The organism is Actinosynnema sp. NPDC091369 (assembly GCF_044757065.1).
Lineage (GTDB): Bacteria > Actinomycetota > Actinomycetes > Mycobacteriales > Pseudonocardiaceae > Actinosynnema.
Window position 1 is genome coordinate 96,512 of sequence record NZ_JBIVUG010000013.1, and the last position, 14,671, is coordinate 111,182.

14 protein-coding genes are annotated in these 14,671 nt (G+C 72.1%); 10 read left to right on the forward strand and 4 right to left on the reverse strand.

Translation table 11 applies throughout. The features are described from left to right. Positions 1-220 precede the first annotated feature (220 nt). Together ACIQMJ_RS33885 and ACIQMJ_RS33890 are read right to left on the reverse strand one after the other, a co-directional pair. Entirely contained in the window at positions 221-1,402 is a 1,182-nt protein-coding gene (locus ACIQMJ_RS33885; protein ID WP_499765068.1) for an acyl-CoA dehydrogenase family protein, read from the reverse strand. 225 nt (positions 1,403-1,627) lie between these two features. After that, the gene (locus tag ACIQMJ_RS33890; RefSeq protein WP_499765069.1) at positions 1,628-3,031 is read right to left on the reverse strand and encodes an MFS transporter; all 1,404 of its coding nucleotides are present in this window, start codon (positions 3,029-3,031) and stop codon (positions 1,628-1,630) included. 170 nt (positions 3,032-3,201) lie between these two features. Between ACIQMJ_RS33890 and ACIQMJ_RS33895 the strand changes: the two genes are divergently transcribed. Then, positions 3,202-3,642: a winged helix-turn-helix transcriptional regulator gene (locus tag ACIQMJ_RS33895; RefSeq protein WP_499765070.1), complete on the forward strand. Its 441-nt coding sequence runs from the start codon at positions 3,202-3,204 to the stop codon at positions 3,640-3,642. A gap of 79 nt (positions 3,643-3,721) precedes the next feature. Here ACIQMJ_RS33895 and ACIQMJ_RS33900 read toward each other — a convergent pair whose 3' ends face one another. Then, entirely contained in the window at positions 3,722-4,126 is a 405-nt protein-coding gene (locus tag ACIQMJ_RS33900; RefSeq protein ID WP_499765071.1) for a YybH family protein, read from the reverse strand. A 45-nt stretch (positions 4,127-4,171) separates the two neighbouring features. Next, positions 4,172-5,356, reverse strand: coding sequence for an acyl-CoA dehydrogenase family protein (locus ACIQMJ_RS33905; protein WP_499765072.1), 1,185 nt, complete (start codon positions 5,354-5,356; stop codon positions 4,172-4,174). A 225-nt stretch (positions 5,357-5,581) separates the two neighbouring features. On the opposite strand from ACIQMJ_RS33905, the gene ACIQMJ_RS33910 reads away from it, so the two are divergent. From ACIQMJ_RS33910 to ACIQMJ_RS33950, 9 genes are all read left to right on the forward strand, one after another. Further along, complete coding sequence (locus ACIQMJ_RS33910; protein ID WP_499765073.1) at positions 5,582-6,001, forward strand: YybH family protein; 420 nt, start codon at positions 5,582-5,584, stop codon at positions 5,999-6,001. 261 nt (positions 6,002-6,262) lie between these two features. Next, positions 6,263-7,714: a ferritin-like domain-containing protein gene (locus tag ACIQMJ_RS33915; protein ID WP_499765074.1), complete on the forward strand. Its 1,452-nt coding sequence runs from the start codon at positions 6,263-6,265 to the stop codon at positions 7,712-7,714. Further along, entirely contained in the window at positions 7,711-9,102 is a 1,392-nt protein-coding gene (locus ACIQMJ_RS33920) for a hypothetical protein (protein WP_499765075.1), read from the forward strand. Before ACIQMJ_RS33915 ends, ACIQMJ_RS33920 begins: the two co-directional genes overlap by 4 nt. Continuing rightward, positions 9,099-9,965, forward strand: a complete 867-nt coding sequence (locus ACIQMJ_RS33925; RefSeq protein WP_499765076.1) for a hypothetical protein — start codon at positions 9,099-9,101, stop codon at positions 9,963-9,965. The genes ACIQMJ_RS33920 and ACIQMJ_RS33925 overlap by 4 nt, the downstream gene beginning before the upstream one ends. Then, positions 9,962-11,293, forward strand: a complete 1,332-nt coding sequence (locus ACIQMJ_RS33930) for a radical SAM protein (RefSeq protein ID WP_499765077.1) — start codon at positions 9,962-9,964, stop codon at positions 11,291-11,293. The genes ACIQMJ_RS33925 and ACIQMJ_RS33930 overlap by 4 nt, the downstream gene beginning before the upstream one ends. Beyond that, positions 11,290-12,633, forward strand: a complete 1,344-nt coding sequence (gene qhpG / locus ACIQMJ_RS33935) for a flavin-dependent monooxygenase QhpG (RefSeq protein WP_499765078.1) — start codon at positions 11,290-11,292, stop codon at positions 12,631-12,633. The genes ACIQMJ_RS33930 and qhpG overlap by 4 nt, the downstream gene beginning before the upstream one ends. Before the next feature lie 88 nt (positions 12,634-12,721). Beyond that, positions 12,722-13,735 carry a hypothetical protein gene (locus ACIQMJ_RS33940; RefSeq protein WP_499765079.1) on the forward strand — a complete coding sequence of 338 codons (1,014 nt, stop codon included), beginning with the start codon at positions 12,722-12,724 and terminating at the stop codon, positions 13,733-13,735. 247 nt (positions 13,736-13,982) lie between these two features. Then, positions 13,983-14,258, forward strand: coding sequence for a DUF5995 family protein (locus tag ACIQMJ_RS33945; RefSeq protein WP_499765080.1), 276 nt, complete (start codon positions 13,983-13,985; stop codon positions 14,256-14,258). 20 nt (positions 14,259-14,278) lie between these two features. Beyond that, the gene (locus tag ACIQMJ_RS33950; RefSeq protein ID WP_499765081.1) at positions 14,279-14,602 is read left to right on the forward strand and encodes a DUF5995 family protein; all 324 of its coding nucleotides are present in this window, start codon (positions 14,279-14,281) and stop codon (positions 14,600-14,602) included. Positions 14,603-14,671 lie beyond the last annotated feature (69 nt).

Here is a 14,671-nt window from a genome sequence, read left to right on the forward strand (position 1 = left end):
CCGGCTTGGCCTGGCGCGCTGCCCAGGTGGTGGGGCGTGGACTTCTCGGCCTGCCGCGCCCCCCTTCCCGGGCTGACCACCCCCGCGGGGCGCCGCGGGCCGGGGGGGGGGGGGGCCCCGCGGCGCTCGACGCCTGCCTGGGGGAGGGCAGGCACGGGGCGCGGCGGACACCCTGGGGTGGTGGACGCCGCGCCATGCCGGGAGCGGGATTCGGGGATCCCTAGAGGAACGGGGTGTCGGGCGAGAGGCCCAGGATCACCCGTCCGTGCAGCTCCATGTTGGTGTTGAAGAGGAACAGGGCGTGGATCGACAGGCCCAGCATGTCGCGGTGGAACCGCTGGAACGGCACGTCGCGCGAGATGGACGAGGCGCCCGCGGCGTCGTGCAGCGTCACCACGGCCTCCTTGGCGAGCTGGATGGCCATGCCCGCCTCGCCGCGCACCTCGGCGCGCTCCTCGGTCGACGGGTACGTGCCCGCGTCCGCGTGCGCCTGGAGGAAGGCGATGATCTTGTTGGTCAGCGCCTCCGCCGCGGCGATGCGGTTCTTGGCCGTGGCGACCTGGATGTGGGTCAGCGGGGACTCGGACTGGTTCGTCCACGGCGTGTAGGTGATGCCGCGTCCGGGCAGCCGCTCAAGGAACGTCTCGTACGCGCCCTTGGCGATCCCGAGGTACGACGCGACCGCGCCGGCCACGATGTAGGGCAGGAACGCGTAGTTGGTGCCGGTCGCGCCGCTGTTGGCGCGGTCCGCGGCGCCCGCGCCGAGCAGTTCCGGCAGGAACAGCGACCGGTGCTGCGGCACGAACACGTTCTCGACCTTCGCCGACGCCGAGCCGGTGCCCTCGGCCGACGAGGTGTCCCAGTCGTCGACGATCTCGATCTCCGAGACGGGGACGACGACCACGTACGGCAGCCCGCCCTCGGGCGTCACGTGCACGGCGGCCAGCGTCACCCAGTCGGCGGCGTGCAGGCCGGACAGCCACTTCCAGGTGCCGTTGACGGTCCAGCCGCCCTCGGCGGGCTCGATGGTGCCGGTGGGCGTGAAGCCGGTGGACACCCGGTGGTCGGGCTTGCTGAAGATCTCCTGCTGGGCCTGCTCGGACAGCGTGGTGTGGATCCACGCGCTGGCCTGGAGGATCATCGCGGCCCAGCCGGTGGCGCTGTCGGCCTTGGCGACCGCCTCGAAGACCTTCGCCTGGTCCGCGAGCGACAGCTCCAGGCCGCCGAAACGCCGGGGCGTGGTGAGCCGGAAGACCCCGGCCTGCTCCAGCAGGTTGATGCTCTCCGCGGGGACGTGGCGTTCCCGCTCGGCTTGCCGGCCGTTCTCACGAAGCTTGGGTGCGATTTCCGCGACTGCGTCCAAAATCGTGGAGACGTCGACTTTGAGGTCGGTCGTCGTCATTCCTGCCTCCTCAGCGACACTGACTACGAGATGAACCGGGCGGGAATGTCCGAACGACCCGGCAACGAAGTCGAGCCTAGCCGTGTGAGAGGTGCACCCGTTTTTTCTCCGGTAATCGCGCGGTTGTCGCGGTCATCAGGCGGTAATTGTTCGCGATGACCGGGTGGCCGAACGATCCCGGGTCCGACCGCCGGTGTGGCGGTCGGACCCGGGAGGTCGGCGCGATCAGCTCACCGCGGGCTGCGAGGCGGCCTCGTCGGCGGACGCGGCGGCCGTCTTCTTCGAACCCAGGCCGGTGGCCACGATGATGACGGCGACGACGGTGGCGACGACCGGCACCACGAGCGCGTCGTGGAAGCCCTCGATCAGGCCCTCCTCACCGGCCGCCACGTTCAGCGACGCGGCCACGGCCAGGCCGAGCGCGGCGCCGAACTGGAACGAGGTGTTCCAGATGCCGCCCGCGAGACCCTGCTCCTCGTCGGCGATGCCCTCGACCGCGACGATCGTCAGCGGACCGTAGACCAGGGTGAACGCCACGCCGAGCAGCACCATGGTCGGGAACATCGACGTCCAGTAGTTCGCGTCGGCCGGGATGTTGAGGAACAGCGCGTACGCGGCCAGGGCGGCGACGAAGCCCGCGAACATGACCTTGTGGTTGCCGAACTTGTCCACCAGCTTCGGCGTCAGGGTCGGCGCGAGGATCGAGTCCATGCCGATGATCAGCAGGGCGACGCCGGTCTGGAGCGCGCTCCACCCCCGCAGGTCCTGCATGTAGAGCACGGCGATGAACTGGAAGGCGAAGAACGAGCCGGCGAACAGCACCGTGGCGATGTTCGCGCGCACGAGGGACGCGCTGCGGAAGATGCCGAGGCGGACCAGCGGCTCCTTCGAGCGGACCTCGGCGATCACGAACGCCGCCAGCAGCACGACGCTGATCACGGCGGTCAGCACGGTCTCGCCGACCGGGACCTCCGGTGCCATCACCACGGTGTAGACGGCGCCGACGGCGCCGAGGGTCATGGTGATCGCGCCGAACGCGTCGTACTTCTGGCCGGGCTTGCGCTCGGGCGCCTGGTCGCGCTCGATCAGGCTGATCGCCAGCACCAGGATGGCGGCGGCGAGGATGACCGGGGCGAAGAACACCCAGCGCCAGCCCAGAGCGGTCAGCAGACCGCCGACGACGAGGCCGAGCGAGAAGCCGCCGGCGGCCGTGCCCGCGTACCAGAGCAGGGCGCGGTTGCGCTTCGGGCCCTCGGCGAAGCTCGTCGTGATCAGGGACAGGCCCGCGGGCGTCATGAACGCCGCGGCCAGGCCGGTCACCGCGCGGGACGCGATGAGCATCCAGCCCTCGGTGGCCAGGCCGCCCAGGCCGGAGAACAGCACGAACACGCCCAACCAGAACACGAACATCTTGCGGCGTCCGAGCAGGTCGGCCGCGCGACCGCCGAGCAGCATGAAGCCGCCGTAGGCCAGGACGTACGCGCTGACGACCCACTGCAGCTCGCCGGGGTTCATCCCCAGCTCCGCCTTGATGGCGGGAAGGGCGACACCCAGCATGGAGATGTCGACACCTTCGAGGAAGATGGAACCGCACAGCACGAAGAGCAGAGCGCGGTCTCGCGCGCTCATGCGAACGGGGCCATCGTCGACCGATGGACTCTGGGGTGTCGCGGACACTTCAGTCAGCTCCTTGTAGGGGGACCTGAGGGAGTAGTGCCCCGAACCCGCCGGGGCGGTTACCGTTTGGCACGTCAGTTCCCTCTTGTACGTGACCGAATGATCAGTCACCATGCAGACCTATGGAAGAAGGCACTTTGAAGTCACTGAGTCTCTGCGGTGATACTGAGGACTACGGTGCCCGGCAGTGGGACACCCGGGCCGACTGCGAGGTCCGGCAGATCCTGGACCGCATCGCCGACAAGTGGTCCCTGCTGGTCATCGCCCTGCTCGACCGCCGGGTGCTGCGGTTCTCGGAGCTCAGCCGCCTCATCGACGGCATCAGCCAGCGGATGCTGACGATCACGTTGCGGCAACTGGAGCGTGACGGGTTGGTGAAGCGGACCGTCTACCCCGTCGTCCCGCCGCGAGTGGACTACGAGCTGACTTCGATGGGCGTGACGCTGCACGACACGATCCAGGCGCTGGTCGACTGGACCGAGAGCCACCAGGACGCGATCGCCGCGGCCCGCGAGGCTTACGACCGGCGCGAGGCCGAGCAGGCGGCCCTGGCCAACCGGTGAGGAGCGCGACCGGGCCTGCCCGTCGGAGACGAGCAGGCCCGGTGCGACGGTGCGGCGCGCGGGGCGCGCCCGGGCCGGCTCAGGCGGGGTCGTTGCCGCCGTAGGCGTCGTCGACCGCGTACCGCCACTTGCCGTCGTGGCCCTTGCGGACCACGTCCACGCCGACGCCCTCGAGGTGCTCGGGCTTGCCGTCCTCGCCGGTCATGTCGATCTGCCAGTCGACGATGAACAGGATGGTGTCGCCGGTGACGTACCGCTCGCGCTCCACGGCGGTCATCGTGGGCTTGCGGGACAGGAACTCGCGGGCGGCCTCGCGGCGGGCCTCGCCCTGCAACGGGGTGTGCGGCTCCCAGACCGCGATGGCCTCCTCGGTGTAGAACTGCTCCAGGACCTCGGGGTCGTTGGAGTTGAACGCCTGGACGTAGTGCTCCAGGTGCTTGTCGAGGTCCTCTGTCGGCTGGATCGTCGTAATGCTCGCGGACATCGGTCTGGCTCCATTCCTTGCGTGGACGTGGGGCGGTCGGGCGGGTCAGAGGAAGTACGTGTCCGGGTCGAGCCCGAGCAGCACGCGACCGTGCACCTCGAGGTTCGTGGCCGGCGCCATCAGGCCGTGCAGCGCCAGGCCCACCGTGTCGCGGTAGACCCGCTGGATCGGGACGGCCTTCTGGATGACCGAGGCGCCCGAGAGGCTGTAGATCGTCTCGACGGCCTCCTTGGCGAGCTGGATGCCGTAGCCGATCCGCCCGCGGATCGCGGCCTTCTCCTCGGTGGTGACCTCGACGGCGCGGTCGGCGCGGTCCTGCATCAGGCCGGTGACGCGGTCGCGCAGCCCTTCGGCCGCGGTGATCTTGTTCGCGGCGGTGGCGAGCTGGATCTGCACGTGCGGGTGCTCGGACTGCTCGGTCCAGTTCGTGTAGGCGATCCCGCGGCCGGGCGCGCGTGCCACGAACAGCTCCAGCGCCTGCTTCGCCAGCCCGATGTAGACCGCCAGCGACGGCACCATGACGTACGGGATCAGGCCGTAGTCGCGGCCGTGCAGCCCGGCGTTCCAGCGGTCGCCGGTGGTGCCCTCGGTGAGCGCGGCGGCGTCGACCACGCGGTGGGCGGGGACGAAGAGCTCCTTCACGGAGCTGGTCGAGCTCCCGGTGCCGGCGGCGGACGAGACGTGCCAGTCGTCGGCGATGGTGAACTTCGACTGCGGCACGACCGCGTACACCTCTTCGTGCGACTCGGTCTGGCCGTCGCGCAGCACCATCGCCGCGACGATGTTCCAGTCCGCGCCGCGGATGCCGGTGTTGAACCGCCACGCGCCGTCGAGCACGTAGCCGCCCTCGGTCGGCACGAGGGTGCCGGTCGGCGTGAAGCCGCCGGAGACGCGCACCGAGCCACCCGCGAAGACCTCTTCCTGCGCCTGGTCCGGGTAGGCGGCGATGACGCCGGTGCTGGTCATCCAGGCGTTGACCGCCCACGCCGTCGACCCGCAGCCGCGGGCGACCTCTTCGACGATGGCGACCTGGTCGGCGACGGGCAGGTCGTGGCCGCCGAACTTGCCCGGCACGGCGGCCTGGAAGACGCCCGCCTCCTCCAGCAGCTTGATGTTCTCGTCCGGCAGCCACCGCCGGTCCTCTGCTTCCTGGCCGTTGGCGCGCAGCCGCGGCACCAGGTCGCGGACGGCGTCGACGACCGCGCGACCGTCCTTCTCGGTTTCCTGCATGGCATCTGGCCCTTCGGTCGACTGTCGGCGGGGGTCGGTCGGAACGTTAGCGGCGCCCGCGGAAGCCGTTCTCATAAAGCGGTAACCACCCGGTCGACCCGGCCCGGTTACCGGTGTGTGAGCGAGCCGTGAAAGTCGTCGCGTTATTTTGCCGGTAGCGAGACGACGGAACTCGCCCGCTGGACCTGCGGACCCGCTCCGCCCAGAAGGAAGCAGGACGTAAAGATGTCCACCGCAATCCGGGTCGACCCCGATTTCCCAGACCTCACCGATGACATCGACGCCCAGAACGACATCTTCATCGACGTCTTCAATTCCGGTGACGGTGAGCTGTTCGACAAGCTCTACCGGCCGGACGCGATCTCCAACTTCTCCGGCGCGCAGCTGACCGGTGAACCGCGCAAGAAGTGGTTCATCGAGTTCCTGGCGCCGAAGCCGCACCTGGAGGCGACGCTCACGCACGCCTACGTGGCGGGTGACGTCTCGCTGATCGGTGTCACGTTCATCATCGACACCACCAACGAGGAGGGCAAGAAGGTCCGCATCACGGGCCGCTGCACCGACGTGCTGCGGCGCGGGGACGACGGTCGCTGGCTGATGGCCTGCGACCGGCCGGTCATGGACCCCCCGCAGATCCTGGACTGACCGGGTCCGGGCGCCGGTGGCGAACCGATCCGCCACCGGCGCCACCGGTACCGCGCGACGGCCGGTGACGCGATCACCCGACCGTGGCGGAGCACGGCACCCCCGACAACGGTCCGTCAGCACGGACACCCCGGCCGGATGAGGAGGTTCACCGGCCCGACTGGTGTTCGCGGCGATCAGGCCGCGGCACGGCGGACTCCGGCACGCTCGCCCGTGGGCCCCACAGTCGGGCGGGATCGGGGGTAGGCCATGCGGTCGAGGGTGCACAGGCATCTCGCGTCGGTCGTGCCGGAGCTCTTCGCGGACCAGCCGCCGGCCATGGCGGCCCTCGCGGTGGCCGGGTCGCTGGACGCGCGGGAGAGGCGCCCGGTGCTGCCGCCGGAGTTCAACTGGCGCGACTACACCGTGATGCTGCTGCACGTCGCGGCCGAGATCGAGCACTCGCTGATGGTGCAGTACCTGTTCGCCGCCTACTCGATGGGCGGGCCGCAGGTGCCCGCGGCGCGGCGGGACGACGTGCGCCGGTGGCAGGAGATCGTCCTCGGCATCGCGAAGGAGGAGATGGGCCACCTCGTCACGGTGCAGAACCTGCTCACCGCGCTCGGCGCGCCGATCAACCTCGACCGCGAGGACTACCCCTGGGGCTCGGACTTCTACCCGTTCCCGTTCACGCTGCGCCCGTTCAGCGCCAAGTCGCTGGCCGCCTACGTGGTCGCGGAGAGCCCCGAGACGTGGTCCGGCCCGACGGCCGACGAGATCAAGCGGGTGGCCTTCGAGTCCACCGGGCAGTACGTCAACCGGGTCGGCGCGCTCTACAGCCGGGTCGACGCGATCCTGGGGAACAAGGACTTCCTGCCCGACGAGCTGTTCCACGCCGACACGCTGCCGTACCAGGCGTCCTGGGACGAGTGGGGTCGCGGCTACGCGCGCGGGCAGCGGGGGCAGGACTCCGGCAACGTGCCGACCGTCAAGTCCCCGGAACTGCTGGTGTTCGGCGTGTTCTCCCGCGACTCGGCGCGCAAGGCGCTGCACGAGATCGGCGAGCAGGGCGAGGCCCCGGACGCGGACCTCGAGGATGAGACGTCCCACTTCAACCGGTTCCTGGGCATCTACGAGGAGCTGACGTCGTGGCCCGAGGCCCACCAGGCGCTGGTGGCCCGGCCCGTGGCGGAGAACCCGGTGACCGAGCACCGGCTCAACGAGTCTGAGGTGGCGGCGCTCGGCGTCGCGGAGGTGACGACCAGCCCGATCACCGACCCGGTGACGGCGCTGTGGGGCCACCTGTTCAACCTGCGCTACCGGATGCTGCTCACCGACATCTCCCACGCGTTCCGGTTGGCGAGCCCGGTCGACAACGGCGGCGTGCTCACCGGGCGCGGCGCGCTGGTGCACCGGGCGTTCGCCGAGATGTACAACCTGCGCGCGCTCGCCGGGCGGCTGGTGGACCTGCCGCTGCAACAGGACGTGCCGGACGGCCTGCGGGCCGGGCCGCCGTTCGAGATGCCCTACAGCCTCGAACTGCCCCACCACGACCACGACCGCTGGCTGCTGCAACGCGACCTCGTGCAGGCGTCCCAGCTGCTCGTCGGGCAACTGCTGAGCACCGACCCGTCCTGCGCCGGCGACCCCTACCTGATCGCACTGCGGGAGTCCGACCAGCGGGCGCTGGAGCAGATCGAGCACGTCCTGAGCCGCAAGGGGTGCACGCGATGACGACGATCCGGGACCTGCGCATCCTGCCCCCGCTCGCCGTGGGGCGGCTCGGGGCCGCCGTCGAACCGATGGACAACTACACCGCCGAGGTCGACCCGGACCAGCCGCTCGCGCCGCGGCGGCTGCGGCCCGCGCCGACGTTCCGCGTCGATCCCACCTCCGGCGCGATCACCGCCGCCGACACCCCGGAGGAGCTGCGGTTCACCGACGGGCACGGCAAGGTCCGCCCCGTCGCGCCGTTCCTGGAGGTCTGGGCGCTGACCGACGACGGCGTGCTGCGACCGCTCACCCTCGAACTGCTGCGGCTCAACGACCTGACGCCGGACGACGTGCGGTGGCGGGTGCGGGTCGGCAACCACAAGGTCCAACGCCGCACCTACGACGAGAACGACAAGATCGACGCCGACACCGGGTGGTTCCACGACCACGACCCGCACGAGCTGACCGGTCTGTGCCCCCACTTCCTCCAGGACCGGTCCCTGCCGCTGGGCCACGCGCGCTACCTCAAGCCCACGCCGGAGTTCCCCGGCATCCGCCTGCGCTTCACCCCCGCCGGCGGTCACGTCTACGGCTCGGCGTACACCGACCGCCCGACCGACCCGGATCCGAACGTCGTCGACTTCCTCTACGACGCCACCAAGGGCACGTGGCGCGGTCACGCCGATCAGGCGGGTGACCCGCGGCTGACCATCCCGGCCCAGATCTACGCGGGCGACGACGGGCCGAACGACACCTGGGTCAGCCGCGGCTACCTGGACGACGAGTGCGACGGCCTGGTGCACGTCGCGCTCGAGGTCTCGGGCCGGGAGCTGACCGCGTTCGGCCGCATCGGCGCGGGCCCGCCCGCCTACGCGCCGGACTCCATCCCGATCCGGACCGTCGCCGACGAGCTCGACCAGGCGTTGTTCGGGCCGGGCGTCACCGCCGGCGACACGCTGGAGCAGGCCCGCGCCGTGGCCGAGGAGGTGCTGCGCCGGGCCACGGAGACGGTGCGGCTGATGAACACCGAGGTGATGAACGGCAACACGGTGGCCGGCCGGGTCGACGCGGCCAGCACGATGGTGCGGCAGGACACCGCCGACACCGGCCGGCTGTTCGAGCCGATCATGGCACCGTCCCTGGTGGACTCCGCCGCCGTCCTCGCCCTGCACCAGAACGTGCTCGCGGCCCTGCGCAGCGGCACCGCGCCGTGGTTCGCCGACGTGCTGCGCGACCACGACGAGGTGGGCGACCTCACCGCCAAGGGCAGGCGCAAGATGCCGGCGCTCATGCGCGGCGCGGACGGCCGGTCGCTGGCCCTGACCCGCCGCCAGGTGGACCTCGTGCGCCTGGCCGCCCGGCAGGCGATCTTCCGGCAGGACACCGACGAGCCCGAGGTGCCGCGATGAGCGACGACCGCATCGACCCGATGAACCTCACCGCGCAGCTGCACTACAACGCCGCCGGCAACCCGCCGAGCACGTTGCCCGAGTCGGCGATCTCCAACGCCTACCCCGGCCTGGAGTTCGACATCCGCAACATCTGGCGGCGGCTGCTGGTCGGCGTCGAGCTGCACGAGTCGGACAACTACGTCGTGGGCGCCGACGCCGAGCACGAACGGCTCGTCGGCCGCCGCCTGCTGACCGTCGCCGACCACGACGTCATCGGCGGCCTGGTCGGCCCGACCCGCCCCGGCGCCGGGTCCGGGCCGCTGACCACGCCGACCAACCCGGACGGCGTGACCATGCTGGAGTGGTCCAACTCGCTGGCCGACGTGCTGGCCCGGCACGTCGGGCAGCCGGTGCCGTGCCTGTTCACCAGCGGTCCCGCGCCGAACCCGGTCGGCAAGCCCGCGCGGCTGCCCGACCCGGGTTTCGAGGTGGTGGAGCTGGAGGTCCGGCCGCTGTTCGCGACGAGCGCGGAGACCGGCGACCCGCTGGCCGTGATCGCCGAGGAGATGGCCGGGCCGGGCGACCTGACCCGCGGTCTGTGCTCGCCCTGGCAGAACGACTACCGCGAGTGCGCCTGCTACTACTGGGCCGCCAGCCGGCCGGACTACGTCAACGTCGAGGACACCGCCGCGGGCACCACCACCGGCAACCACTGGTTCGCCAAGGACCGCGAGCCGCGCGTGTACGTGCTGGACGACCGCTACGACTCCCGGCTGGTCAGCTACGACGACCTGTTCCAGGACTGGCAGGGCAGGCTGCGGTTCATCGTGGGCGGCGACGACGCGCCCGAGCACCTCGACGCCGAGGCGGAGGGCCGATGACCGCGGGCCGGCTGTTCGAGGCGTCCACCCCCGTCCACCCCGACGTGCACCTGCTCGACACCGACGCCGGGCCGCGCGTGCTGCTCGCCGACGGCAGCCGCCTGTTCGGCGTCGGCCAAGCGCTCTACGACCGGATCGACGCGGCCCGCCGCGACCCCGATCCCCGGGCGTTGGACGCGCTGCTCGCCGACCTCGGTCTGGCCGCGCCGCGGCAGGTCGACGACCTCGCGCCCGACCCGCCGCCGGTGCGGGCGCTGTCGCTGGCCGTGGCGCAGAAGTGCAACCTCGGCTGCACGTACTGCTACGCCCAGCAGGGCGACTTCGGCGGGCCGGCCAAGAACATGCCGCAGGAGACCGCGTTCGCCGCTGTGGACACCCTGTTCCGCGACGCCGCCCCCGGCGAACGGGTCAACCTCGCGTTCCTCGGCGGCGAACCGATGATCAACCGGCCGGTCGTGCGGGCCGCCACCGATTACGCGGTCACGGTGTCGCGGCGGACCGGCATCCCGGTCACGTTCTCCATCACCACCAACGGCACCCTGCTCACCCCCGAGGACGGCGAGTTCTTCGAGGCGCACGGCTTCGCGGTCACGGTCAGCCTGGACGGCGTCGGCGCGCGGCACGACCTGCTGCGCCCGCACCGCGACGGCCGCGGCAGCTACCGGCGCGTCATGGACCGGGTCGCGCCCCTGCTGGCGATGCAGCGCCGGATGCAGGTCTCGGCCCGTGTCACGGTCACCCCGCTCAACCTCGACCTGCCGCGCACGCTGGACGAGTTCACCGCCGCCGGGTTCCACGGCGTCGGCTTCTCCCCCATGCTCAGCTCGCCCACCGGGCAGGGCGAGATGGCGCTGCCGGACCTGGCGGTGATGCTGGAGCAGATGACCGCGTGCGGCGAGGAGTTCCTCCGCCGGGTCGTGGCCGGGCGGCGCTACCCGTTCACGAACCTCGTCACGGCGCTGCGCGAGATCCACCGCGGCACGCACCGGCCGTACCCGTGCGGGGCGGGCGCGGGCTACCTGGGTGTGTCGGCCGACGGTGACCTGTCGGCGTGCCACCGGTTCGTCGGCGACCCCGACGGCGCGATGGGCGACCTGGCCACCGGCCCGGACGACGCCAAGCGCGCCCGCTGGCTGACCGACCGCCACGTGCACCGGCAGGAGCCGTGCTCCGGCTGCTGGGCCCGCTACCTGTGCGGCGGCGGCTGCCACCACGAGGTGATCCGCCGCGGCAGGCCGGCGTGCGAGTACATCCGCGGTTGGCTGCACCACTGCCTGTCGGTCTACAGCCGGCTGCTCGCGGCGCGCCCCGATTACTTCGCCGGATGACCACCTGGGACGTCTGCGTGCTCGGCGGCGGGCCGGCGGGCTCGGTGTGCGCGTTGCGCCTGGCCCGGCTCGGCCACCGGGTCGTGCTGCTGGAACGCCGCCCGTTCCCGCGCCCGCACGTGGGCGAGGCGTTGTCGCCCGGCGTCCGGCCGCTGCTCGACGTCCTCGGGCTCTCACACGCCCTGGACGGTTCCCTGCCGTCCCAGGGCGTCCTGGTCCGCTGGGAGGACACGACCACCCGGCTGGTCGCGCCCGACCCCCGCGCGGTCACCGTCGACCGGGGACGGTTCGACCACGCCCTGCTCGCCGCCGCACGCGCCGCCGGTGTGCCGGTGCGGCAACCCACCCGCGCCGGACGACCCCGCCGCGGCCCGGACGGCTGGGAGGTGCCGCTGCGCCACGAGGTGCTGCGGGCGAGGTTCCTGGTGGACGCCGGCGGCCGGCACCGGGTCTGCGGCGGCACGACCACGGCCACCGGCGCCCGGACCCTCGCCCTGCACGCCGCCTGGCCGGGCGCCGGGCCGACCCGGATCGGCACGGGACCGCAGACCTGGTGCTGGGGCGCGCCCCTGCCGGGCGGCGCGTTCCGCGCGATGGCGTTCGTCGACCCGGACCTGCTGCGCCGGCACGCGTTCGACGTGGCGAGGCTCTACCACCACCTGCTCGACGCCACGGGCCTGTTCGCCGACCGCCCGCGCGTGCTCGACGTGGCGGTGTGCGACGCCACCGCCTACCGCGACGACACGCCCGTCACCGACGACTGCGTGAAGGTCGGCGAGGCGGCGTTCACGCTCGACCCGTTGACGTCGTCCGGTGTGGACAGCGCGGTGCACAGCGCCATGGCCGCCGCCGTCACCGTCCACACGCTCCTGTCGGACGGCGACCGCGCCGCCGCCCTCGCCTTCTACCGCGACAGCCGGGACCGGACCGTCGCCCGCCACGCCACCTGGACCGCCGCCCACTACGACCGCCACCAGCCCCACCGCGACCGACCGTTCTGGCGTCGCCGAGCCGCACGCCCACCCGACGCCCGGGCCCCACGGCCGCTGACCCCCGCCGACCTGCACCGCCCGGTGCGGCTGTCCGCCGACGCCGCCGTGGTGCCGACCCCGTGCCCGGTCGGAGACGTCGTCACCCTGCGCCGGGCGCTCACCCACCCCTCCCTGCCCGCGCCGGTCGCCCACGTCGCCGACGCCGAACTGGCGCCCCTGCTCGACTACCTGGACCGCGCCCGCTCCCTCGCCGACCTGCTCCGGGCCTGGTCCGCCCACCTGCCCGCCCGCCAGGCCGAGGCGACCGCGAAGTGGCTGTTCGAGCAGGGCCTGCTGGTCACGACGTGAATCGGGCCGTTCGCACCACCACTTCTCCCCCACAGTGCTAGGCATGTGACGCACGCCGCAACGGCGTGGACCGCAAGGGGGAGATGTGATGTCGAGCAGAAGAACCGTGCTGAGAATACCGGCCGTGGCGGCGCTCGTGGTGGCGTCGCTGTCCGCCACCGCACCCGCCCAGGCCGAACCGGCCACGACACACGTCCCGGGGGACGTCCACCTGGTCACCACGCTCACGGGCGGCGAAGTGGCGCACACGATCCGACGTGGCGACGGGTCCTGGTACCCGTTCGGGACCATCCCGGACGCGCCCCGCGCGCACTACTCGAACAACCTGGTGTCGGCCATCGTCGGCGACGAAGAGCACGTGATGCACAACTGGTACTACGGGGTGGGGCCGTACTACCAGGCATACCGGTACGTCATCCGGCACGCCGACGGGTCCTGGACCGAACAGACCCCCGTCGCCGACGGGCCGACCAGCGATGTCGACCTCGCCGCCGTCGCGGGCGAGCTGCACCGCGTGCAGCGGGGCGGCGACACCGGCACCGCCCTGACCCACCGGGTCCGGCACGCCGACGGCACCTGGACACCCTGGACCGCCATCCCGGCCCAGGTCGACCACGACAGCGATTTCGCCATCGCGGGCGTCGGCACCGACCTGCGCCTGCTGACCCTCAACCCGCCGGTGAACGGCGTGTTGTCGTCGTTCGTCCGGCAGAGCGACGGAACGTGGGCGCAGGGCGCGGACGTGCCGTTCGCACCGTCATCGGGTGCGACGGCCACCGCGGTCGACATCGCGCAGGTCGGCGCGGAACTGCACGCCGTCGTGGTCGGCAGCGACGGCGGCCTCTACCACGCCGCCCTCCGCTCGACCGGCTGGACCACCTTCCACGAGGTCGCGTCGCAGACGGGCGCGCCGGGTGGGACCGTCGACGAGCTCTCGATCACCGCGTCGGGCGGCGCGCTGCACGTCGCGATCATCACCAGCGAGTACAGGCTGCTGCACACGATCCGGCTCTCGGACGGCCGCTGGCTGCCGTTCGGTGACGTCCACGAGGTCACCGCGCTGGAGGCCCGCCAGAGCCACTTGAGCATCGCGGGCAGCTGACCCGGCCCCGGTCACCCGTGCCTCGACGCGGCACGGGTGACCGGCTCCCGCGCGCCTGTCCTGACCGGGATGACCAGGTCCTGACCGGGCACGAGCACGCCTCCCGCTGACGCCGTCTTCGCCCTCGTTCCCCGCCGCCACCACGACGATCCGGCCGGGACCGGACGCCGGCGCAGTCTTGCGGACCCCTCCGGGCGGTCGCTCGGGACCGTGGTCCCGGAGTGTCCCACCGCACCGGGAGTCGAGTATGGCGGCGGACGACATCGACGACGTGGTGGACGGGCTGGTCGCGATCGTGCGGAACGCCCGGCGTGCCGGTGACCGGGTCGGCTACTTCGCGGCCCTGTACCGGCAGGTGACCGTGGAGGTCCGCGCGGCGATCCACGACGGGCTGTTCGACGACGGCCCGCGGACGGACCGGTTCGACACGCTGTTCGGCAACCGGTACTTCGACGCGCACGACGCCTGGCGGCGCGACCGCTCGGAGCCGCCATCCACGGGCTGCGGCGCGACTTCCTGCTGATCAACGACATCCTGGAGCGGGTGGTGCCGGCGGTGCAGCGCTCGGTGGACGCGGTGTCGCCGTACCTGGGCCTGCTGGACCGGCTCGGCGGGCGCGGCGACGAGCACGTGCTCGACTTCGGCATCCGCCGGTCCCGCGAGGATGCCTGGCACAACGCCCTCGTGCTCGCCGGCCAGGAGGTGACCACCGACCTGCTCGACGTCCGCACCGCCGTGCTCGCCTGCCTGATCGCCCGGCCCGGCGACCTCCTGCGACCGGCGTTGGAGCTGATCGGGCGCATGGAGAGCCAGGCCGTCCCCGAGGTCATCGCCCACCTCGACCGCGCGGTGGCCCCGACCGCGTGACCGTCCCGGATGGCGTCGACACGACGCCGCCGACGAACCGGAGGTGGCCGGGTGGCCGGCCGGCCAAGT